The organism is Sphingopyxis sp. PAMC25046 (assembly GCF_004795895.1).
Taxonomy (GTDB): Bacteria; Pseudomonadota; Alphaproteobacteria; order Sphingomonadales; family Sphingomonadaceae; genus Sphingopyxis.
Genome location: NZ_CP039250.1, coordinates 2,100,451 through 2,122,338, shown reverse-complemented (window position 1 = coordinate 2,122,338; position 21,888 = coordinate 2,100,451). Strand labels below are relative to the sequence as shown.

The 21,888-nt window shown below is 64.3% G+C and carries 21 protein-coding genes and 3 tRNA genes; 13 read left to right on the top strand and 11 right to left on the bottom strand.

What is annotated here, in order from left to right:
- Positions 1-141: 141 nt before the first annotated feature.
- A tRNA-Thr gene (locus tag E5675_RS09950) sits at positions 142-216 on the bottom strand.
- 81 nt (positions 217-297) lie between these two features.
- Here E5675_RS09950 and E5675_RS21480 point away from each other — a divergent pair.
- Positions 298-462, top strand: coding sequence for a hypothetical protein (locus tag E5675_RS21480; protein ID WP_168707759.1), 165 nt, complete (start codon positions 298-300; stop codon positions 460-462).
- Here the strand turns inward: E5675_RS21480 and E5675_RS09945 are convergent.
- Together E5675_RS09945 and E5675_RS09940 are read right to left on the bottom strand one after the other, a co-directional pair.
- Complete coding sequence (locus E5675_RS09945) at positions 452-766, bottom strand: DUF1905 domain-containing protein (RefSeq protein ID WP_136174370.1); 315 nt, start codon at positions 764-766, stop codon at positions 452-454. The two genes, E5675_RS21480 and E5675_RS09945, sit on opposite strands and share 11 nt — an antisense overlap.
- 3 nt (positions 767-769) lie before the next feature.
- The gene (locus tag E5675_RS09940; protein ID WP_136174369.1) at positions 770-1,774 is read right to left on the bottom strand and encodes a peptidylprolyl isomerase; all 1,005 of its coding nucleotides are present in this window, start codon (positions 1,772-1,774) and stop codon (positions 770-772) included.
- 130 nt (positions 1,775-1,904) lie between these two features.
- Here E5675_RS09940 and E5675_RS09935 point away from each other — a divergent pair.
- Positions 1,905-1,995 (top strand) — tRNA-Ser (locus tag E5675_RS09935).
- Positions 1,996-2,243: 248 nt separating this feature from the next.
- Here the strand turns inward: E5675_RS09935 and E5675_RS09930 are convergent.
- The 5 genes from E5675_RS09930 to E5675_RS09905 all read right to left on the bottom strand — a co-directional run bounded on the left by E5675_RS09930 (position 2,244) and on the right by E5675_RS09905 (position 9,552).
- Entirely contained in the window at positions 2,244-3,041 is a 798-nt protein-coding gene (locus E5675_RS09930) for a Crp/Fnr family transcriptional regulator (protein WP_136174368.1), read from the bottom strand.
- A 228-nt stretch (positions 3,042-3,269) separates the two neighbouring features.
- Positions 3,270-3,346: transfer RNA gene (locus E5675_RS09925), tRNA-Arg, on the bottom strand.
- Between the two features lie 271 nt (positions 3,347-3,617).
- Positions 3,618-6,278 carry a pyruvate, phosphate dikinase gene (gene ppdK, locus E5675_RS09920; RefSeq protein ID WP_210727669.1) on the bottom strand — a complete coding sequence of 887 codons (2,661 nt, stop codon included), beginning with the start codon at positions 6,276-6,278 and terminating at the stop codon, positions 3,618-3,620.
- Between the two features lie 197 nt (positions 6,279-6,475).
- Positions 6,476-8,674 carry a glycine--tRNA ligase subunit beta gene (gene glyS / locus E5675_RS09910; RefSeq protein ID WP_136174366.1) on the bottom strand — a complete coding sequence of 733 codons (2,199 nt, stop codon included), beginning with the start codon at positions 8,672-8,674 and terminating at the stop codon, positions 6,476-6,478.
- Positions 8,671-9,552: a glycine--tRNA ligase subunit alpha gene (locus E5675_RS09905; RefSeq protein ID WP_136176410.1), complete on the bottom strand. Its 882-nt coding sequence runs from the start codon at positions 9,550-9,552 to the stop codon at positions 8,671-8,673. Before E5675_RS09905 ends, glyS begins: the two co-directional genes overlap by 4 nt.
- Before the next feature lie 275 nt (positions 9,553-9,827).
- Between E5675_RS09905 and E5675_RS09900 the strand changes: the two genes are divergently transcribed.
- The 8 genes from E5675_RS09900 to E5675_RS09865 all read left to right on the top strand — a co-directional run bounded on the left by E5675_RS09900 (position 9,828) and on the right by E5675_RS09865 (position 16,595).
- Entirely contained in the window at positions 9,828-10,157 is a 330-nt protein-coding gene (locus tag E5675_RS09900) for a UrcA family protein (RefSeq protein WP_168707839.1), read from the top strand.
- 233 nt (positions 10,158-10,390) lie between these two features.
- A complete protein-coding gene (locus E5675_RS09895; RefSeq protein ID WP_136174364.1) occupies positions 10,391-10,606 on the top strand; it encodes a helix-turn-helix transcriptional regulator in 216 nt (71 codons plus the stop codon).
- Positions 10,572-11,228, top strand: coding sequence for a hypothetical protein (locus E5675_RS09890; RefSeq protein WP_136174363.1), 657 nt, complete (start codon positions 10,572-10,574; stop codon positions 11,226-11,228). The genes E5675_RS09895 and E5675_RS09890 overlap by 35 nt, the downstream gene beginning before the upstream one ends.
- A 77-nt stretch (positions 11,229-11,305) precedes the next feature.
- A complete protein-coding gene (locus E5675_RS09885; RefSeq protein WP_136174362.1) occupies positions 11,306-12,253 on the top strand; it encodes a TraB/GumN family protein in 948 nt (315 codons plus the stop codon).
- A gap of 89 nt (positions 12,254-12,342) precedes the next feature.
- Entirely contained in the window at positions 12,343-13,149 is an 807-nt protein-coding gene (locus E5675_RS09880) for a TraB/GumN family protein (protein WP_247594857.1), read from the top strand.
- A 109-nt stretch (positions 13,150-13,258) separates the two neighbouring features.
- A complete protein-coding gene (locus E5675_RS09875; RefSeq protein ID WP_136174361.1) occupies positions 13,259-13,912 on the top strand; it encodes a 50S ribosomal protein L25/general stress protein Ctc in 654 nt (217 codons plus the stop codon).
- Positions 13,913-13,980: 68 nt separating this feature from the next.
- The gene (gene pth, locus E5675_RS09870; protein WP_136174360.1) at positions 13,981-14,550 is read left to right on the top strand and encodes an aminoacyl-tRNA hydrolase; all 570 of its coding nucleotides are present in this window, start codon (positions 13,981-13,983) and stop codon (positions 14,548-14,550) included.
- A 170-nt stretch (positions 14,551-14,720) separates the two neighbouring features.
- Positions 14,721-16,595 (top strand): PhoX family phosphatase, encoded by a 1,875-nt coding sequence (locus E5675_RS09865; RefSeq protein WP_136174359.1) that lies wholly within the window; start codon positions 14,721-14,723, stop codon positions 16,593-16,595.
- A gap of 36 nt (positions 16,596-16,631) precedes the next feature.
- On the opposite strand, the gene E5675_RS09860 is transcribed toward E5675_RS09865, so the two are convergent.
- Positions 16,632-17,297 (bottom strand): CAP domain-containing protein, encoded by a 666-nt coding sequence (locus tag E5675_RS09860; protein ID WP_168707838.1) that lies wholly within the window; start codon positions 17,295-17,297, stop codon positions 16,632-16,634.
- Positions 17,298-17,427: 130 nt separating this feature from the next.
- Here E5675_RS09860 and ychF point away from each other — a divergent pair, with 130 nt between their 5' ends.
- Positions 17,428-18,525, top strand: a complete 1,098-nt coding sequence (ychF, locus tag E5675_RS09855; protein WP_136174357.1) for a redox-regulated ATPase YchF — start codon at positions 17,428-17,430, stop codon at positions 18,523-18,525.
- Here the strand turns inward: ychF and E5675_RS09850 are convergent.
- On the bottom strand, positions 18,522-18,956 hold the full coding sequence (locus tag E5675_RS09850; protein ID WP_136174356.1) for a MerR family DNA-binding protein: 435 nt from the start codon (positions 18,954-18,956) through the stop codon (positions 18,522-18,524). The genes ychF and E5675_RS09850 overlap by 4 nt on opposite strands.
- Before the next feature lie 41 nt (positions 18,957-18,997).
- Between E5675_RS09850 and E5675_RS09845 the strand changes: the two genes are divergently transcribed.
- Entirely contained in the window at positions 18,998-19,735 is a 738-nt protein-coding gene (locus E5675_RS09845; RefSeq protein WP_136174355.1) for a glutaredoxin family protein, read from the top strand.
- A 77-nt stretch (positions 19,736-19,812) separates the two neighbouring features.
- On the top strand, positions 19,813-21,381 hold the full coding sequence (locus tag E5675_RS09840) for an alkaline phosphatase D family protein (protein ID WP_136174354.1): 1,569 nt from the start codon (positions 19,813-19,815) through the stop codon (positions 21,379-21,381).
- Here E5675_RS09840 and E5675_RS09835 read toward each other — a convergent pair.
- Positions 21,378-21,887 (bottom strand): homogentisate 1,2-dioxygenase, encoded by a 510-nt coding sequence (locus E5675_RS09835; RefSeq protein WP_136174353.1) that lies wholly within the window; start codon positions 21,885-21,887, stop codon positions 21,378-21,380. The genes E5675_RS09840 and E5675_RS09835 overlap by 4 nt on opposite strands.
- Between the last annotated feature and the right edge of the window lies 1 nt (position 21,888).

Genomic DNA, 21,888 nt, shown 5'->3' with positions numbered 1-21,888 from the left:
GCGAAGGAAGCCAATGCCTCCCGGCCCGAAAATTCCCACACCTTATCGACAAGCCGGCAAAGCGGTCGACAGGAGCGTACAGATTCCGGTAAGCAGGCGCGGTGCGTCCGGCTGAAATCGATTATCATTTCGAATGGAAAATGGTGCTGCTGGACAGGATTGAACTGTCGACCTCGTCATTACCAATGACGCGCTCTACCACTGAGCTACAGCAGCAACCGGGCCGCCCGCCAACGCATGTTCGCTGGGCAGGCGCGGCCTATGGCGGGGCGTCCCTCCCCTGTCAAGATGCGAGGCTTGACGATGCAGCGATTTCGCGTCCATGCCCGCCACGTGAGCAAAACACCGTCCCCCGCCGATATCGAGCGCGAACGCCGCCTGGCCGACGCGCTGCGCGCCAATTTGCGCAAGCGCAAGGCGCAGGCCCGCGACGCGAAGGCCGAAGCCCCGCCTAAAGACTGACCGTCACGACCACGTCATCGCCCTCGGCAAGGCCTTCCGCCTTGCGAACCATCGCCTTGACCGGAAGCAGCCAGCCGCCGCTCTCCTTATGCGGGAACACCGATGTCTTCCAGCTGGTCTCGCCGATTCTCGCCTCGACCCGCGCCGAGCCGAATCCCTTTCGCCCGTCCAGCCACTGTCCGGTCATCGCGGCCATGCGAATCCCATCGGCTTCATCGCCGGCGATGGTCACAAAGAACCAGGCGGCGGGCGCCGTCGCCGATTGCCAGCGCCAGAGCCGCGCCGTGACGGTGAAATCTTCCACTCCCTATTTCGCAGCGACCGGACGAACGGGAACCGGGATATTGCAAATATCGGCGCCGCCCGCGGGCCGAATGAAGAATGGATCGCGCCGGTTGGCGCGCGCATCGGCATAGCGCGCGAAGCTGTCGCTTTCGGTCGACAGATATTCGAATTGGGGCTGGTCGGCAGCCGGCAATTCGCTCGCGATGCGGATCGACGCGATAGGCATGCGCTCGGCCTCGGTTTTATAGAAGCCGAGCGCCTCGGTCCCACGCGGCAGGCTCGACAGATGCTCGATGCCGCTGATGACGCGGCCGACGACCGCGATGTTGCGATCAAGATGGCGCGGCGCATGACCGATGACGGCGTAGAGTTCGGCGCCGCTGCCAGTATCGGGCGACAGATTGCGGCCGACGCCGACGGCGCCATAGCAATGGATTGGCCACAATCCCGTGCTCCCAGCTACCGGCCAACCCTGCGCGAAGCCCTGAAGATCTGCATAGGGGTCGACTTTCGTCCGCATCTCCGGCGCATAGATTCTGGGAGACCCAGACCGTCGCTGCTGCCGGACCAACTCTTCGATCCGTACCTTGTTGCGGTGCATCGTCTCGATGATACGCATGACGGCCGGACGATCCTCGATCTGGTACTCGCTCTCGGGTACCGTCGCCAAACCAATAGGTAAGGGCTTCTTCTCCGTCGCATCGCCCCATTGCACGACATAATTGTCCTGCACGCGGTTGATGCTCGTCCCGTCCCACCAATGCGCCGCGGCGAGCTTGCGGATATTGCCGATCCAGCCTCGGCTGAACGGCGCGGGCATCAACTGGATGACGACGCGCCGCGGCTTGCCTTTGGCATCGGGCGCGAGATCCATCACCAACAGGTCGGATGGGGCGATGGCGATCCAGTCGCTCGCAGGCGCAGCCGCCGCGATTTCGCCGGGCGACGGGATCGGCGCCGGCTCAGAAGCGGCCACAGGAAGGATGAGCGACGCGGCCGCACTCGCCGCTAGCAACAGATGTTTCATGGCCGATGTCTGCCACGCCCAATCGGCTTGCGAAAGCCCTGCCAAGCGATTAGGGCGCCCCTTCCAGTGCGAATTGGTTGAGCACCCGATTCACGCTTCGTGCGTCGCACGAAACAACCGGGGTGCGTGCGGAGCGGTGGCCGAGTGGTCGAAGGCGCTCGCCTGGAAAGTGAGTATACGTCAAAAGCGTATCGAGGGTTCGAATCCCTCCCGCTCCGCCACTTCCATTCGAACGTCCCTATTGTCCTCGCCACGCCTTTTCGTGCTGGCTATAATCTATGTTGCAAGCGAACCGCCGCATCTCGACTAATGATTGTTCACGGATACCGACCTGCGACCCGGGGCGGTTGATGAGCATCCTCTTGCGTAGCCATATACAAGAGGACTGAAGGGCTCTGCCGCAAAGCAGGGCCCTTCTTGCACCTCGGGGCCCGCCGATTGTCCGCCGAGGCAGGGAGGTCCGATCCCGTCAGATAGTCGGAGAAATCGCGCCGCCGCCGTTCGGCCGGTCCGGCCTGTCGAAGCCCGACGGGAACAGCATCCGCGCCCGTTCGACCAATGTCGCCGCCTCGCCCAGGTGAAGATAGGTTGCGTTGAAGGACGCCAAAGCCGCCAGCTGGGCGAAGTCCGGAATTTCCAGCCGCATATTGCGAATCTCTACCGCGCAGCGGAGGCGGAGTTGCTGGACGATACGGTTCACATGCACTTGTGTCAGGCCCATCGCTTCGGCCATCTGTCCCTGGGTGAGTAGAAAGTCGCAGGCCCCGCCGCCAGCAGACGGGATGTCGTGCTGTCGCACATAGATTTCGCAAAGAAGCTGGGCCACGCGCTCGAGCGCGTTTCGCTGCCCGATGTTGATCGTCCATTCGCGCTGGACCGCCGCGCCGAGAATCGCGGCCCAGCACAACGCCGGCGCCAGATTCGGACATTGTTCGAAAAGCCGTTGCGCGTCCGACCGACCGATCTCCGCAACCGACAGGCGACGCACCGCGGCGATCGAATGATCGGTGTGCGCGACGGTGAAGAGATCGAGATCGCAGAGCTCGCCCGGCAAAACGACGCCCAGAATTTGCCGCCGACCGTCGGGCATCTGCTTATACTTTTGCGCCCAGCCCGCCAAAACAATCCGCAGAGCCATGGGCTTTTCACCTTCGCGGGCGAGGTCGGAGCCTTTCATATAGTCGCGCGCGTTGCGTGCCAGGCTGGCTTCCCAGACCAACCGCTCCCGCGGGGTCAGCAGCGCGTTCACGATTTCAGCCAGCCCCATGCGTCCCCCCTGGATTCGGAAGACCAGATGCGCGTTACGCGCCGCGCGGACATTCACCCATGTTAAGTTGCTGCAACACTGATGTTCGGGCCCCGGCAAGGCCCTTGGGCCGAGCCTGTTTTGCCAGTGCGAACACGGCAGAATCCGCCGCGAGAGGCAGCATCCAAAGATCAGCAATATTGAGAGGAAGGTCCCACTGCATGCCGTGAGACGGCTGCATGAAAGGAATGGCGCACCCGGAGCGATTCGAACGCCCGACCCTCAGATTCGTAGTCTGATGCTCTATCCAGCTGAGCTACGGGTGCGTGGAGAGGCGCCTTTAAGGGCCAGTGCCCGGGGGCGCAACCCCCTATTTCAGCTTTATGACCGCTTGGCCGGATTATTGGTCGCGGGCAGCGGCCAGCGCCCCTATTTCATACTCCCAACGCCGCATCCGGGTCGGCGCGGCTCGCGATGCGAGGCCGACGCCCGGTTCAGGCGATGCCGCACCCGCGCGTGCGTCGATGCATCCGCGCGTGCGTCGATGATGATTCGAGCTCCCGGCCGTCGCCGCCCCGCCTGCGCGGGGACAACGAACTATTTCGCCTTCAGTGCCGCCTGCGCCGCCGCCAGACGCGCGATCGGAACGCGGTAGGGCGAGGCGCTGACATAATCGAGGCCGGTCTTTTCGCAGAAATGGATGCTCGGCGCGTCGCCGCCATGCTCGCCGCAAATGCCGAGCTTTATGCCCGCGCGCGTGCCGCGGCCGCGTTCGGCGGCAAGCTCGATGAGCTGGCCAACGCCCTCGACATCGAGGCTGACGAAGGGATCGGTGACGAAGATGCCCTTGTCGACATATTGGGTCAGGAAGCGGCCCGCATCGTCGCGGCTGATCCCGATGGTCGTCTGTGTGAGATCGTTGGTGCCGAAGCTGAAGAACTCCGCCGTCTCGGCGATCTCGCCCGCCATCAGCGCGGCGCGCGGCAGTTCGATCATCGTGCCGACGAGATAGGCGATCTCGCGGCCCTTTTCGGCGAACACCGCCTTCGCCTGCGCATCGACGACCGCCTTCATCAAGTCGAATTCGCGGCGCGTGGCGACGAGCGGGATCATCACCTCTGGAATCGGCGCGGCACCGGTTTCGGCGGCGACGTCGCACGCCGCCTCGAAGATCGCGCGCGCCTGCATTTCATAGATTTCGGGATAGGTGACGCCAAGGCGGCACCCGCGATGACCGAGCATCGGGTTGAATTCGTGCAGCTCGTTCGCACGCGCCTTCAGCGCCTCAATCCCCACCCCCGCGGCAGCGGCGACGTCGGCGAAATCTTCTTCGCGCGTCGGCAGGAATTCGTGGAGCGGCGGATCGAGCAGGCGGATCGTCACCGGCAACCCCGCCATCACGCCGAAGATCGCGGCAAAGTCGCCGCGCTGTTCGGGAAGCAACTTGGCAAGCGCGGCGCGGCGGCCGTCCTCGCTGTCGGCGAGGATCATCTCGCGCACCGCTGTGATACGCGCGGCGTCAAAGAACATATGCTCGGTGCGGCACAGGCCGATGCCTTCGGCGCCAAAGTCGCGTGCGACCTGCGCATCCTGCGGCGTCTCCGCGTTGGTGCGCACCTTCATGCGGCGCACCTTGTCGGCCCAGCCCATGAGCGTGCCGAAATCGCCCACCAGTTCGGGAAGCAGCGTCGGAACCTCACCCGCCATCACCTCGCCGGTCGATCCGTCGAGGGTCAGGATGTCACCTTCGCGGAGTTCGCGGCCCGCAACGCGGAGCACGCGCGCATTGCCGTCAATGCTGAGCCCGCCCGCACCCGAGACGCAGGGACGCCCCATGCCGCGCGCGACGACCGCCGCGTGGCTGGTCATGCCGCCGCGGGCGGTCAAAATGCCCCTAGCGGCGTGCATGCCGTGAATATCCTCGGGGCTCGTCTCGACGCGGACGAGGATCACCGCCTCGCCCATTCCGGCCGCCTTTTCGGCGCTGTCGGCGTCGAACATGATCATACCCGATGCGGCGCCCGGGCTCGCGGGAAGCCCTTTGGTCAGCACGTCGCGCGGCGCCTTCGGATCGAGCGTCGGGTGGAGCAGCTGGTCGAGCGCGCCCGGATCGACGCGGCCGACGGCTTCTTCTTCCGAAATCAGCCCCTCGGCCGCCATTTCGACCGCGATGCGCAGCGCCGCCTTCGCGGTGCGCTTGCCCGAACGCGTCTGGAGCATCCACAAAGTCCCGCGTTCGACGGTGAACTCGATGTCCTGCATGTCGCGATAGTGCGTCTCAAGCGTGTCGAAGACGCGGCCGAGCTCGGTGAAGGTCTCGGGCATCGCCTCTTCCATCGACGCCGGCTTGGCACCCGCCTTTTCCCGCGCGATCTTGGTTAGATATTGCGGCGTGCGGATGCCCGCGACGACATCCTCACCTTGGGCATTGATCAGCCATTCGCCGTACCAGGCGCGTTCGCCGGTCGCGGGATCGCGCGTGAACGCCACACCCGTCGCCGAGGTGTCGCCCATATTGCCGAACACCATCGCCTGCACATTGACCGCGGTGCCCCATTCGCCGGGGATCGAGTTCAGGCGGCGATAGACTTTCGCGCGGTCGCTTTCCCAACTCGCGAAGACGGCGCCGACTGCGCCCCACAGCTGGTCGTTCGGCTCCTGCGGGAAGGGCGCGCCGGTCTCGCGCTCGACGATCGCCTGATATTCCTTGACCAGCGCCTGCCAGTCTTCGGCCGACATTTCGGTGTCGAGATAGAAGCCCTTGTCTTCCTTCGCGATTTCCAGCGCTTCCTCGAACTCGGCATGGTCGAGCCCCATGACGACGTCGGCGTACATCTGGACGAAACGGCGATAGCTGTCCCATGCGAAGCGCGGATCGCCCGACGCTTCGGACAGGCCGACGACGGTCTTGTCGTTGAGCCCGAGGTTGAGGACCGTGTCCATCATGCCCGGCATCGATACGCGCGCGCCCGAGCGGACCGATACGAGCAAGGGATCGGCGGCCTCGCCGAAGCGCTTGCCGGTGATGCCCTCGATATGCGCGATGCCCGCGGCGACATCCTCGACCAGCCCGGCCGGGAATTGTTCGCCATTGGCATAATAAGCGGTGCAGACGTCGGTGGTGATCGTAAAGCCCGGGGGCACCGGCAGGCCGATCGAGGCCATTTCGGCGAGGTTCGAGCCCTTGCCGCCCAGCAATTCCTTCGAACGCTCGGCCGTCGTGGCCGCGCCGCCGAACAAATGCACCATCTTCGTCATCATATGCTCCTGCTGCCCCGGGGAGGAGGTTGCGGCTGGATAGGGTGGAGTATGCTTATCGTCGATTCAGTTTTACTTCGTTCGGTTCAAATCACCCCTACTCCGTTCGCATCGAGCGAAGTCGAGATGCCCATCGTTTGTGCTCGCCTTCCCGGTGTCTCGACTTCGCTCGACACGAACGGAATGAGAGGTTCCTTCTATCCCTCGATCTTCGAGAAATCGGCGACGCCATACACCGCGCCGGTGAAGCGTGACAGCAGGCCGAGCCGATAGGCGCGGACCGCTTCGTCGGGATCGTTGACCATCACGCCGTCGAAAAAGGCGTCGATCGGCGCGCGGAGCGACGCGAGCGCGGCCATGGCGTCGGTGAAACGCTCCTCAGTGACCGCCGCGGAAGCCGCGGGTTCGGCGGTGTCGAGTGCCTTGAGCAAAGCGGCGTCGGCATCGGTCGGCGGTGTCGCGGCGGCGGTGCCGTTCACCTCGCGCGCCTGTTTCAGGATATTCGCCGCGCGCTTGTAGCCCGCGAGCAGATTGGTGCCGTCATCCGTCGCCATGAAGGCTTGCAACGCCTTCACGCGCGCGAGCAAGCGAACGAGATCGTCTTCGCCGCCGAGAGCGAACACCGCGTCGATCAGGTCATGGCGGACACCAGCTTCGCGTTGCTGGACCTTGAGGCGGTCGGCGAAGAAGTCGAGGAGGTCGGTCGTTCCTTCCACTGCCTTCATCACAATCTTGTGGCCCTCTTCAGTTGCGCTCGGCATTGAAGTTCGCAAAGCGGTAACGAGCATGGCGTTTGCAGCGGATTCGCCAAAGCTGGACTTTAACTGATTGAACAATCCAGCAGCGATTTTGCTGAGCGAAGGTTCTGATCTTTTGAGCAAATGGATCGCATGCTGAAACAACGGTTCGCCTAGCTGCAGACGGGTATTTTCAGCCACTAGCAGTTGGATTACCCCGATCGCCGCTCGTCGAAGGGCAAACGGATCTTTTGATCCCGTTGGCTTCAAACCATAAGCAAAAAAGCCAACCAGCGTATCCAGCTTATCCGCCAACGCCACAGCCACGGTCACCGGCGCGGTCGGCACGTCATCGCCCTGCCCGACCGGCTTGTAATGGTCGCGGATCGCGTCAGCGACCGCATCGGGCAGGCCCTCGGCGCGGGCGTAATAGCCGCCCATCAGGCCCTGCAATTCGGGGAATTCGCCGACCATTTCGGTGACGAGATCGGCCTTCGCCAGTTCGGCCGCGTGCCGCGCAAGCGCAGGGTCGCAGTTCGGAACGATGCCTTCGCTCGCCAGCCATTCGGCGAGCTTGGCGACGCGCTCGACCTTGTCCGCAACGGTCCCCAGCTTTTCGTGGAAGGTGATATTCGCGAGCTTCTCGGCATGCTGCGCCAGCGTCTTTTTCTGGTCCTGTTCCCAGAAGAAGCGCGCGTCCGACAGCCGCGCCGCCAGCACCTTGCGGTTGCCCGCGACGATCTCTGCGCCGCCGTCCTTTGCGTCGATATTCGCGGTGCAGACGAAGCCGTTGGCGAGCTTGCCGTCGGCGCCGTTCACGACGAAATATTTCTGGTTCACGCGCGCCGTCAGCTGGATGACCTCAGGCGGCACTTCGAGGAACGCTTCATCGAAACGGCCGAGCAAGGGCACCGGCCATTCGGTGAGGCCGGCATTCTCGATCACCAGCCCCTCGTCCTCGACGAGCGTCAGCCCGGCGTTGGCCGCAGCCTTGGCGGCGCCGTCGCGGACGATCGACTGACGTTCTTCATGGTCGACGATGACGTGGCACGCGCGGAGCTTTTCGGCATAGTCCGCCGCCGAACCGATCGTGATCTCGCCCGGGCAGTGGAAGCGGTGCCCGCGCGTCGCGAAGCCGCTGGCGATGCCGCCGATCTCACACGGAACCAGTTCTTCGCCAAAGATCGCGACGATGCCCGACAGCGGACGCACCCAGCGCAGGCTTTCGCTGCTCGCGCTTTCCTTGCCCCAGCGCATCGACTTCGGCCAGGCAAACGCGCGGACGATTGCGGGGATTGCCTCGGCGAGCACTTCGACGGTCGCGCGGCCGGGCTTGTCGATCACGGCGAAATAGACGCCATCGCGGTCTTCGAGCTGGTCCTGCGTCAGGCCGGTCTTGCGAAGAAAGCCTTCGAGCGCCTGCGGCGGCGCGCTGCTGCGCGGGCCCTTGAGTTCCTCGCTGACCGCGGCGGTCGCCTCGGGCAGATCGCGCGCGATCAGCGCGAGGCGGCGCGGCGTCGACCAGATGGTGAGATCGCCCGCTTCGAGGCCCGCGGCGCTCAGCTGCGCACGGAACAGCTTTTCGAGTTCGGCGCGTGCGCTGGCCTGCATCCGCGCCGGGATTTCCTCGCTGCGCAGTTCAAGAAGAAAGTCGGTCACAGCGTCCACCCCGGATATTTTGCGGTCCAGTTGTCGGACTGGCTGTCGATCCACGCCTTGCAGCTCCCCTTCGCGAGGTCGCGCACGCGCGCCATATAGTTCGCGCGTTCCTGCACGCTGATCACGCCGCGCGCCTGCAGGAGATTGAACAAATGGCTCGCCTCGATCGCCTGGTCATAGGCCGCGAGCGGCACGCCCGCCTCGATCGCGCGCTTGCACTCTTCCTCGGCGGCCTTGAAGCCTGCGAACAGGGTGTCAGTATCGGCAACCTCGAAATTCCATTTCGAGAATTGGCGTTCATTCTCGAGGAACACGTCGCCATAGCTCACCGCCGCGACATCGCCGACCGCGTCCGAAAAGCGCAGGTCGTACACATTGTCGACATTCTGGATATACATGGCGAGCCGCTCGAGCCCGTAGGTCAGCTCGCCCGCGACGGGTTTGCAATCGAAACCGCCCATCTGCTGGAAGTAAGTGAACTGGGTGACTTCCATGCCGTCGCACCAGACTTCCCAGCCCAGCCCCCACGCGCCGAGCGTCGGCGATTCCCAGTCGTCCTCGACAAAGCGGATGTCGTGGAGCAGCGGGTCGATCCCGATCGCGGCCAGCGAGCCGAGATATTGCTCCTGCAGGTCGGCGGGCGACGGCTTCAGGATGACCTGATACTGGTAATAATGCTGGAGGCGGTTCGGGTTCTCGCCATAGCGGCCATCGGTCGGGCGCCGGCTCGGCTGGACATAGGCGACGTTCCACGGCTCGGGACCGAGACTGCGCAAGGTCGTCGCGGGGTGGAATGTCCCTGCCCCCACGCGCATGTCATATGGCTGCAAAATGGCGCAGCCGCGTGCGCTCCAGTAATTGTGCAGCGTCAGGATCATGTCCTGAAAGCTGAGTGGTGTCTTGTCCGCCCCGTCGGCCACGGCCGCAATTCCTTCGCAGGTGCAAAAATCGCCGCCGCATTGGCCCAGCGGCGGCGCATGGTCAAGGCTCCGCGCCGTTCGCCATGCCGCGAAAACGCGCGCCCTAGTCAGGTCTCCAAAACTTTTTGTCAGGTCTTGTTGACATGGTCAGCGAACCGCGACATATAGTCATGGACACCTGACATAAAGACAGGTCAAGTTAACCACGACCGCTCGATTCAAGGAGAATGGATATGATGACCCGGACGCTAACTCTCGCTCTCTCGCTCGCCGTCATTGGCACGCCCGCTCTGGCCGGTGAGCGCGAAAACGCCGCTGTCGAAGTCCGCATCGATGACCTCGACCTGACCCGCACGGCGGATCGCGAACGCCTCGACACCCGCATCAAGACCGCCGCGCGGAGCGTTTGCCGCTCGGGCCTTCGCGGCACTGCCGAGCGGGCTCGCCAGTCGGCATGCGCATCGAATGCGATCGGGAAAGCCGAACTGCAGGTCGAACGCGCCGTCGCGCAGGCGCAGAACGAAATAAAGCTTGCGCTGCTGATGATCGACACCACCCGGTAACGACGGGATCCGGACGGTTTCGCTCGCGCCGTGCCTCCCCGGTGACGGCTGGCGACTTGGGCTGGAGCGCCCTCCATGCGACGGCGCTCCAGTCTCTTGTCGCCGGAGCGAATGTCCGATCCGGTCTTTGCCCCCACCGTTCGAAAGGACGATCAAATAATTCCCCTATCGCGACATATTGATGTCTATGGGAAGGCCATGGTCTTTCGGACGGAAATGCTGGCGAGGCGCCGATGAACAACAAGCTGAAAGTGCTGCGCGCGATGCGAAACTGGAGCCAGGCGGAACTCGCCGACCGGCTCGATGTCTCGCGGCAGGCGGTGAACGCGATCGAAACGGGGAAATACGATCCTTCGCTCCCGCTCGCCTTCAAATTGGCGCGGCTGTTCGAAATGCCGATCGAGGAGATTTTCGATGATGGATATATGGGGGGCGACGATGTCGCGTGACGACACGAAGCCGCGCAGCCTCGCGGCTCTGATCGGCTGGCCGATCATAATCACACTGATCGCCGCCGGGCTGCTCGGTGGCTTTGCGGGCCACAATCAGGCCACGCTCGACAGCGGCGGCACGCCCCTTCCCGCCTGGGTCGGCCCGCTCGCCGCGGTCGTCTTCGCCATCTTCGCGTTTGCCATCTACGCCCGCCGCTACCGGCCGACTTGGCAAGGCCTTTCGCCCCGCAAGCAGCGCTATTGGCTTGCACTCGGCTTTTGCGCAGTGATCGGCGGCATCGTCGGCGGTTGGCTGGTCGCCGACCAGCCGCCCGGGCGCGGAATGACCGAAACGCTCGCCAGCGGTTCGCTCAGCCCCGGTTTCGCAGTCGGCGCATCGCTATTGTGGATTGCCGGATTGGCAATCGGCATGGTCCTTTACCATCGCTCGATCGACGATCATGAAGAACGCGCATGGCTGTGGGCCTGCGTTGCCGGTTGGTACGCCTTCATCTTTCCCGCCCCGGCCTGGTGGGTGCTGCATCGCGCCGCGCTGGCGCCGCCGGTCGATATCATGACGCTGTTCGCATTTTCGTTGATCGTAAACGCCATCGTCTGGCTGTGGCTGAAATTCCGCTGACTGAAAGGGCCTTCCCCTTTTTTGCTCCCCTTTTCCCCTGCCACCGGCCACAAGACGCCATGAAGAGAGGCTTTCCCGTGAAAAAATGGTTCAAGACGCTTGCTGCCACCTGCGCGTTCATCCCCTTCGCGCAATGCGCGCTGATCCCCGGCGGCAATTTCGCCTCCGCCGCCGAACCCGCTGCGGCGACAAGCGCACCAGCGCCGGCCACGACCGATGCCGATCCCGCGCTGTGGGTGATGAAGGACGACGATACGACCATCTACCTCTTCGGCACCGTCCATGTGCTGAAGCCCGGGCTCGGTTGGTTCGACGAAGCGGTAAAGACCGCGTTTGACACCTCCGACCAGTTGATGCTCGAAATCGTTATGCCCGAGGATCAGCCCGAAGTGGCCAAAGTGATGATGCCGCTGGCGATCGACCAGAGCGGCAAGACGCTGTCGTCGCGACTCGATCCGGAGCAGCTCAAGGCCTATCAGGCTGCGATGACAAGCCTCGGCTTGTCCCCGGCGCAGTTCGACATGTTCGAGCCGTGGTTTCCGGCGATTACCCTTTCGGTTCTGCCGCTCACCAAGCTCGGCTATGATCCCGAACAGGGCGCCGAAAAGCGGCTGACGAGCTTTGCAAAGGCGGCGGGCAAGCCGGTGACGGGGCTTGAAACGCTGACCGAACAGCTCGGTTTCTTCGACACGCTGCCCGAAACACAGCAAGTCGCCTTCCTCGATGCGGTGGTGAAGGATCTCGACAAGCTGGGACCGCAGCTCGACAAGATGGTGCTGCTGTGGGCGAAGGGCGACCCCGACGGCCTCGCCACCGCGATGAACGAGAGCCTGGCGGCGACGCCCGAACTCGCCAAAACCTTGCTCTGGGATCGCAACGCGCGCTGGGCCGACCAGCTCAAGGCACGGATGGACCAGCCGGGAACCGTGTTCGTCGCGGTCGGCGCCGGGCATCTCGCGGGCGAGCACAGCGTGCAGGATTATCTGAAGGAACGCGGCCTGACGGTGAAACGGGTGGAATATTGAGGCTACCGGCGTCTCGATCCGGACGATGGGGTCGCCGCATCGCGGCGGCCCTTTCGCCATTGCTGTTGACCGCCTGCGGGACCGCCGAGATGGGTCTCGAAGCACGGCCGGCGATGTGGCTGGTCGCGGACGCCGATACGAAGATTTATATCCTCGGCACGATGCACGCACTGCCGCGAGGCACCGAATGGGAGACGGGCCGGGTGGCGGGCGCGATCGCGGCGGCCGACGAGTTGATGATGGAGCTGTCGCCTGCCGAACTCGCGGCCGCGGGCGAGATGTTCCGGACGCTCGCTCCGCGCGAAACTCCCCTTGCGATTGAAGCACGGCTGACGGGGAAAGCGCTGACCGGCTTTCGCGCGCTCGAAGCGAGCGGCCGCAGCTTCGGCGAGGACGGCCTCGATGATTGGGCGGTGATGGTCCTGATGGGCCAGCGCGTCGCACAGAATGCGGGCCTGTCATCGGCCGATGGCGTCGAAACGGGCCTCACGGAGAAGTTCGAGGCCGCAGGTAAGCCGATCGGGGGTTTCGAGACCGCGCGCGAGCAATTGATGCTGTTCGAAACGCTCGATCCGCAAACCCAGCGCATCCTGCTCACGCGAGCCGCCGAGGATGCGGGGGATGCGGTGAAGGAGGTCGGCGCACTGACCGCGGCATGGGGCCGCGCCGACGTCGCGGCACTCGAAAAGGTGATCAACGAGGATATCGACAGCGTGCCCGCCGCGCGCAAGGCGATCATCACCGACCGCAACCGCCGCTGGAGCGCGTGGATCAAGCGGCGGATGGCGCAGCGGGGGACCGTACTGGTGGCAGTGGGCGCCGGGCACCTGGTCGGCTCCGACGGCGTGCCTGCGATGGTCGCGGCCAACGGGTTCAAGGTGACACGGGTTCAATAAGCGCGTCGCGCTTGCAATTCCGCCGCTTCCCGGCTAAGCGCCCCGGCTTCCGTCATGGTCATCCCTGGAGGCGTGGCGGAACTGTGTAACCGAATCTCGGAGAAATACTATGAGCGATCAGCTGACGCTGACGGCCGAGACGCGCGAACGCGGAGGCAAGGGAGCCTCGCGTGAACTGCGTCGTGAAGGTCGTGTTCCCGCCGTCGTCTATGGCGGCAAGGAAGAACCCCTGATGATCCACGTCGAGGAAAAGCTGCTGATGAAGCAGCTGATGACGGGTCACTTCATGAACTCGGTCGTGATGATCGACGTCGGCGGCAAGCAGATCCGGACGCTGCCCAAGGACGTCGCGTTCCACCCGGTCAAGGATCGCCCGATCCACGCCGACTTCCTGCGCATCGCCAAGGGCGCGACCGTCCAGGTCGCCGTGCCGGTCTCGTTCCAGAACGAAGAAGCCTCGCCGGGTCTGAAGCGCGGCGGCGTGCTCAACATCGTTCGTCACGAACTCGAACTCGTCTGCGACGCGGACAAGATCCCCGACGAGATCGCGATCGACGTCACCGGCTTCGACGTCGGCGATTCGATCCACATCAGCAACGTCACTCTGCCGAAGGGTGTCGAAAGCGCGATCACCGACCGCGACTTCACCATCGCAACCATCGTCGCCCCGTCGGCGCTCAAGTCGAGCGACGGCGATACGACGAAGGACGAAGGCGAAGCTGCCGAAGGCGAAGCGCCCGCCGCCGAAGGCGACGAAGCCTAATATCGTTCGGACGGCCCCTTTCCGCGCGGAAGGGGCCGCCAACGACAGGACCCGGGAAAGACAGGATCATGCAGCTCTGGGTCGGCCTCGGCAATCCGGGGCCCAAATATGCGATGCACCGTCACAATGTCGGCTTCATGGCCGCCGACGTCATCGCCGACTTTTACGACTTTCCCGCGCCAGCCAAGAAATTCCAGGGCTGGATCCAGGAAGGCCGCATCGGATCGCAGCGCATCCTGCTGCTCAAACCCGGCACCTTCATGAACGAAAGCGGTCGCAGCGTGCGCGCCGCAATGGATTTCTACAAATTGACGCCGCAGGACGTCACCGCCTTTTACGACGAACTCGATCTCGCGCCGATGAAGGTCAAGGTGAAGCAGGGCGGCGGCGCGGCGGGCCATAACGGCATCCGCAGCATGATCAGCCACATCGGCGACGATTTTCGCCGCATACGCATCGGCATCGGCCATCCGGGGCACAAGGATCGCGTGACCGGCCACGTCCTCGGCAATTATCACAAGAGCGAAATGGAGCCGTTGATCGACCTGCTCGGCGCGATCGCCGCCGAAGCGAAATGGCTCGCCGACGGCGACGAGGTGCGCTTCCAGAGCGATCTGGCTCTGCGTTTGCAGAACTGACGAGCCCCGGCGCGCTTGCCGCTCCGATCACCGTCACATGGCCGTCATATAAGTCATTGCATTCCGACGCGTTCAAGCAACGCGGCTGACATCATCCTCTGCAATCGGTGCGCCACCTCCCAACCGGGACAATCGAGTCCCGGGGCTCAACCGAAAAACAGGGGAACTGCATGTCACATCTTACCGACAAAGCTCGCGCGCCTTATCGCGGCGAAACCGGCGGCCTTCCGGGCCCCGACAGCCTCGAGGCGATCGTCGCCGAAAATCCGACGCGCCGCACGCTGCTGCGGAACGGACTGTTCGGTCTGTCGGTGATCCCGGCAATGGCGCTCGCGGCGTGCGACGACGATGGCGAACCGATCGTCACCGTCCCGCCGACGCCCACCCCGGCGCCGACCCCCACCCCGACCCCGCCGCCGAGCTTTGTCGCCAGCTTTGCCGCTGTCGCCGCGAACCAGGAGGATCGGGTGACGGTGCCCGAGGGCTATTCCGTCGATGTGCTGCTGAAAGCGGGCGATTCGGTGGAAGCCGGCACGCCTTATGCCGGCAGTTTCCCCGCGAGCCCCGCGGTCGCCGAGAAATGGGCCGGCGGCAATCACGACGGCATGGAATATTTCGCGCTCCCGAACGTCGACGCCAATACCCGCGGCCTCCTCGCGATGAACTATGAATATCCCGACTTCAACATCCTGATGGCTGGCAGCTATGATGCCGCGACGGCGAGTGCCGACCAGAAGGCGATCGCGCTGTCGGCCGTCGGCATCGGCGTCGTCGAGATCGCCAAGGGGAGCGACGGCAAATGGACGGTCCAGTCCGGGTCGACCTATAATCGCCGTTACACGGGCAACAGCAGCTATCGCGCCGGCGGTCCCGCCGCGGGCCTGCTGTCGGGCAGCATCAAGGGTATGCTCAACAATTGTTCGAGCGGGCGGACGCCGTGGAACACCTACCTCACCTGCGAGGAGACGATGGACAATTATCTCGACCCGACCCAGCCCGAAACCAACTATGGCTGGGTAGTCGAGATCGACCCGCTGCGCGAACTCGCGCAACCGACCAAGCGCACCGCCATGGGCCGGTTTAACCACGAAAATGTCGCCTTTATGGCGAGTGCCGACCGCCGCGTCGCCTTTTACATGGGCGACGACACGACCCCGGGGTGCATCTATAAATTTGTTCCCGACCGCGCCTATAGCGACACGAACCGCGCGGCGAACACCGACCTGCTCGACTACGGCACGCTCTATGTGGCGCGCTTCAACGGCGACGGCACCGGCGAATGGCGCGCGCTGGTCGTCGGCGAAAACGGCCTGACCGCGGGCGCACAGGATCCGGGCAATGTCAGCCAGAGCACGACTCCGCCGGCGCCGACCACGGTCGATTTCAACAATCAGGCCGACGTGCTGATGAACTGCCAGCGAGCGGCGCGCGTCGCCGGCGGCACCGTGATGGACCGCCCCGAATGGTTGACCGTCGCGCCCGACAACAAGGCGATCTTCTGCACGCTCACCAACAACAGTGGTCGCCGCGTCACCGATCCGGCGAATCCGCGCATCCGGAACCTGCACGGTCATATCCTGAAGTTCAGCGAGGAAGGCAATTCGCCGCTGGCGACCAAGTTCAGCTGGGAAATCTTCCTGACCGCGGGCGATCCCACGCTCGCAGCGGGCGGCAGCAACCTCGTCGGCGACATCGAAGGCGACACCTTCTCAAGCCCCGACGGCCTTCGCATCGACCCGCAAGGCCGTATGTGGGTGCAGACCGACCACAGCGTTCCGGGCAATTCGGGTCTCGACGGAACGACGATCGACCAAGCATTCGGCCATAACGCGATGTTCTATGTTGACCAGCAGAACAAGCAGTCGAAACGCTTCCTCGTCGGCCCGCTCGGCTGCGAGATTACGGGCCTCGCTTATACGCCCGACCTCACGACCTTCTTCGTCAACATCCAGCATCCGACCGGCGACTGGCCGGTCGCGGGCGAAGCGCCGCGGTCGTCGACGATCGTAGTGCGGCGGACCGACAACCAGCCGGTTGGCAACTGACAACGCCCGGGGCCAGTCGCTCGCGGCCGGCCCCGCCTACTCGGCCTTCGTCGCCGCCCGCTTCGGCGGAGGCGGCGGGGAGCCGTCGCGCGTTTGTGACATCAACGTCACGCACATCGTCCGGTGCACCGGATGGCGGCCGCAGGCGATCCCGGCATAGCGGTGCGTCGGACGGAGCAGGCTGTGCCGATGGCCGCGGTCGGGCACGCCGTCGTCGATCAGCAACTGGTCGACGACGCCTTCGGGCGTGTGATGGCCATAGGTAATGACTTCGCTGACATAGGGTCCGCCGCCGCGCGCCTTCATCCGTTCGCCGGGCCCGCTTCCCCGCGTATAATGGCCGACCGCGCCCGAGCGCGACTGGACCGCGACATGGTCCGCCGCTGCGCGGGCAAGCGGGTCGCTCCATTCCAGCGTCGGAAGCGGCTTTTCGCGGCGCAGGTCGCGGATCGCCTCGTCGACTGCGGCGACGCCCTCGCGCGTCATGATGTCGATCTCGCTGTCGTCGTTGCCGATCAGTAGCTTGCCCTCGAAGCGCGGACGATAGTCGCGCAGATATTCAGTGTAGGCCGCGGGATCGCTGCGGAAGCGGTTGAGTTCGGTCAAAACGCCTTCTTCGAAACGGCTCTGCGCGGAAACGACCGCGGTCGCGCCGAGAGTCAGAAAAATAGCTGCGGCAGGAACTAGGCGCGATTTCGTCATGACGGATGCGATAAAGCGGCAAGTCTGAACCGGACGCAACGGCAAAGACTGGCATCGTGCGTGACTTGGCGCTAGGGGGCGCAGCATTACCGGCCCCCATTCACAGCATGCCGGACCTCACGGAGTTTTTATGGGTTTCAAATGCGGGATCGTCGGCCTGCCCAACGTCGGCAAGTCCACCCTGTTCAACGCGCTGACCGAAACCGCGGCGGCGCAGGCGGCAAACTATCCCTTCTGCACGATCGAGCCCAATATCGGCAATGTCGCGGTGCCCGACGCGCGGCTGGAGAAACTGGCCGCGATTGCGAACAGCAAGAAGATCATTGCGACGCAGCTCGCCTTTGTCGACATCGCCGGGCTGGTGCGCGGCGCGTCGAAAGGCGAAGGGCTGGGCAACCAGTTCCTCGGCAACATCCGCGAGGTCGACGCGATCGTCCACGTCCTGCGCTGTTTCGAGGATGACGACATCCAGCATGTCGAAAACAAGGTCGATCCGGTCGCGGATGCCGAAACGGTCGAGACCGAACTGCTGCTCGCCGACCTCGAAAGCCTCGAAAAGCGCGTTCCCGCTTTTGCCAAGAAGGCGGCGCAGGGCGACAAGGAAGCGAAGATCGCCGCGTCGGTGCTCGGGCAGACGCTCGACTTGCTGCGCGAAGGCAAGCCCGCGCGACTCGTCGAGCCCAAGGATGACGAGGAAGCTCGCGTGCTGCGCACCGCCCAGCTTCTGACTTCGAAGCCCGTCCTTTACGTTTGCAACGTCGACGAAGGCAGCGCCGCGAACGGCAACGCCTTCTCCGAAAAAGTCTTTGCAAAGGCAGCGGCCGAGGGCGCGCAGGCGGTGGTCGTTTCGGCGGCAATCGAGAGCGAGCTCGTCACGATGGACATGGCCGACCGGCTCGAGTTCCTCGAAGAAATGGGCCTCCACGAAACCGGCCTCGCGCGCGTGATCCGCGCGGGTTACGAGCTGCTCCACCTCATCACCTTCTTCACCGTCGGGCCGCAGGAAGCGCGTGCGTGGACCGTCCACACCGGCGCCACGGCGCCCGAGGCTGCGGGCGAAATCCACAGCGATTTCCAGAAGGGCTTCATCCGCGCCGAAACGATCGCCTATGACGATTATGTCACGCTAGGCGGCGAAGCGAAGGCGCGCGAGGCGGGCAAGCTGCGCGCCGAAGGCAAGGCCTATGTCGTGAACGACGGCGACGTGATGCACTTCCTGCATAGCTAAGCCTTCCCTCCCGCAGGCGGGAGGAGTGAGGTTGGATCGAACGCCGCCAGAATCGGGCAAGGCCCCTTGTCGCTCGCGGCGCATTGGTCGGCGAGGCGCGTGAGGGCGGCGCGCGTTGCGGTCATCTGGGCGATCTTTTCGTTGAGGACGTCGATCCGCTGGCGCGCGAGGGTGCGGACGCGGACGCGGTCGTCGCTCGCTTCGAGCGCAAGCAACTCGCCGATCTCGTCGAGCGTGAAGCCGGCGCCCTGCGCCGCGCGGATGAATTTGAGGCGTCGCAGATCATCTTCGTCGTAGCGGCGCACACCGCCGCCCCAACCGTCGCCGCCGCTGCGCGCGGGCGTGTCCATCAGCCCACGCCGCTGGTAATAGCGCACGGTCTCAATCCCGACCTCGCCCGCCGCCGCCAATTTTCCGATCGTCAATTGCATCGCTTGACTCCGTACCATGGTACGGAGCCTATATGGGGTGCATGACAAAACAGGCAATCCTCCATCGCATGGTCATGCCGGGGCATATTTGCCCCTATGGCCTCAAGGCAAAACATCTGCTCGAAAGCCGCGACTTCGCGGTCGACGACCGCTGGCTGACGACGCGCGAGGAAACCGACGCGTTCAAGGCCAAGCATGACGTCAAGACGACGCCGCAAACCTTCATCGACGGTAAGCGGATCGGCGGATATGACGACCTGCGCCGTCATTTCGGGTTGAAGGTCGCCGACCCCGACGCCACCAGCTACACCCCCGTTATTGCGCTGTTCGCGATGACCGCGCTGATGGCGCTCGCGGCCAGCTTTTCGGTCTATGGCGAGCTTTTCACGATCCGGGCCGCCGAATGGTTTATCTCGTTCAGCATGATCGTGCTCGCGTTGCTGAAATTGCAGGACGTCGACAAATTCGCGACGATGTTCCTGAACTACGACCTGTTAGCGCGGCGCTGGGTGCCCTATGCGAGCATCTATCCCTTTGCCGAAGGCCTCGCGGGCGTATTGATGACCGCGCACACGCTCGACTGGCTGTCGATCCCGGTTGCGCTCTTCATTGGCGGCATCGGCGCGGTTTCGGTGTTCAAGGCGGTCTATATCGACAAGCGCGACATCAAGTGCGCCTGCGTCGGTGGCAGCAGCAAGGTCCCCTTGGGCTTCGTCTCGCTCACCGAAAATCTGATGATGATCGCAATGGCGCTGTGGATGGCGCGGATGTGGTTCTGAGGCGGGCTCCTATCGGTCATTGATGAAACATATAGCTGGGCTATCAGGGGCATCGATTCGCCCCAGGGAGCCCAGCCATGTTCGACCGCCGCCACTTCCTCGCCGGGGCCACGCTCGCCGGCCTTGCCGCCCCGGCGATCCTGCGCGCCGAGGGCGGTATCTTCCGCGAATTTCCTTTCAGCCTCGGCGTCGCGGCGGGCGATCCGGCGAGCGACGGCTTCGTCATCTGGACGCGTCTCGCGCCCGAGCCGATGGAGCGCCACGGCGGGATGCCGTTGGCGAACTTCCCGGTCGACTGGGAAGTTGCGAGCGACACCGGCTTTCGCGACGTGGTCGCCAAGGGCACCGAACTCGCGCGGCCCGAGCTCGGCCACAGCGTCCATGTCGAGGTCACGGGGCTCCAGCCTGATCGCCCCTATTACTACCGCTTCACCGCGGGCGGCGAGCGCAGCCTGCGTGGCCGCGCGCGCACGCTTCCCCGCGTCGGCGCGCCGACCGAAGCGCTGAAATTCGGCGTCTGCGGTTGTCAGCATTTCGAAAGCGGCTTTTTCGGAGCCTACCGCCACCTCGCGCGCGAAGACCTGGCCTTCGTCTATCATTATGGCGACTTCATCTATGAATATAGCCAGGATTATCTGTTCGACGCGGGGCTGCCGACGCGGCCGGTGCGCAAACATGCGTTTCGTAATCTGATCGACCTCGGCGACTTCCGCCTCGCCTATGCGCAGCAGCTCGGCGACATCGACCTGCAGGCGGCGCGCTGCACCCATGCCTTTCTGTCGAGCTTTGACGATCACGAGATTCGCAACGACTGGGTGTCAGACATCGACAATTGGAAGCTCGGGCTCGACGGCAACGACCCCGAAGCCGCCCCGCCCGAGGTCTTCATGCTCAAGAAGCAGGCGGCGATGCAGGCATGGTACGAACATATGCCCGTCCGCCGCTCGATGCTGCCGCGCGGCGGCATGGTCGCGCTGAACCGCGAGCTTCGCTATGGCGACCTCATGTCGATGCAACTGCTCGACACGCGGCAATATCGCAGCGACCAGCCGTGCGAGGACGGCTTCAAACCCGCCTGCCCCGGCGTCTATGACAAGAAGGCCGAGGTGCTGGGCAAGGCGCAGGAAGACTGGCTGAACCGCAATTTGGGCGAAGGCGGCGCGACGTGGAACACGCTGGCACAGCAGGTGACGATGATGTCGCTCGACCGGCGGCGTCGCCCCGACGAGCCGAAGAAGATTCTCAACCTCGACAGCTGGGCGGGTTACGAAGCACCGCGCGAACGCATGTTGTCGCGGCTCGGCGGGCTCAAGAATGTCGTCGTGCTGACTGGCGACGAGCACCAGAATTTCTGCGGGGACCTCGTGCTCCGCGACAAGGTGGTCGGAGCCGAAGTCGTCGCGACTTCGATCTCGAGCGGTGGCGACGGCAGCGACAAGCGGAACGGCACCGACGACTGGCTGAAACTGAACCCCGAACTCAAATTCGCCAACGACCAACGCGGCTATGTCGTGTGCGAGGTGGGCCGCGAGGCGTGGCAGACACATTTCATGGTCGTCGACAAGGTGACGACGCCGGTGAACAGCCTTTCGAAGCGCGCGACGGGCATCGTCGAGAACGGCGTCGCCGGGATCAAAATGGCCTAACGGACCAGCGCCATCGCATGGATCGATGCGGCCGGCGCGTTGACGATCTGAAGCTGGTAGCGCCCCTGCGTTACCTCGAATTCCACCATCTTGCGGATACCCGAACAGGCGGGGCCGTGACCGTGGCCGACCGACTTCACGACGGCGCCATCGCGCACGAGATCGATCCACGCGCCCGCATCGAGCGCAATCACGAGCCGTCCCGCCTTCTTCACCTCGATCGGGATCATGCCGCCAAATTTATGGACGTCGGGCTTACGCTCGGGCGCGACACCGTAACGCAGGCTTTCGAACTTGTGCAGCGGCAATTCGGTGCGCGCTGCGCCGAGCGGCGACCAGTCGGCTCCAAGGTCGTCGCCATAGGCATAGATGGTCCTGCTGGTGGCATCGCGTGACCAGCCGGCGAGTTCGGGCGGGAGGACGGGCGCCGCCGGACAGGGGGGCGCAGCGTGGGCGATCGCAGGCAAGGCTGCAACGAGCAATATGGCGATGATCCGAAACCCCATC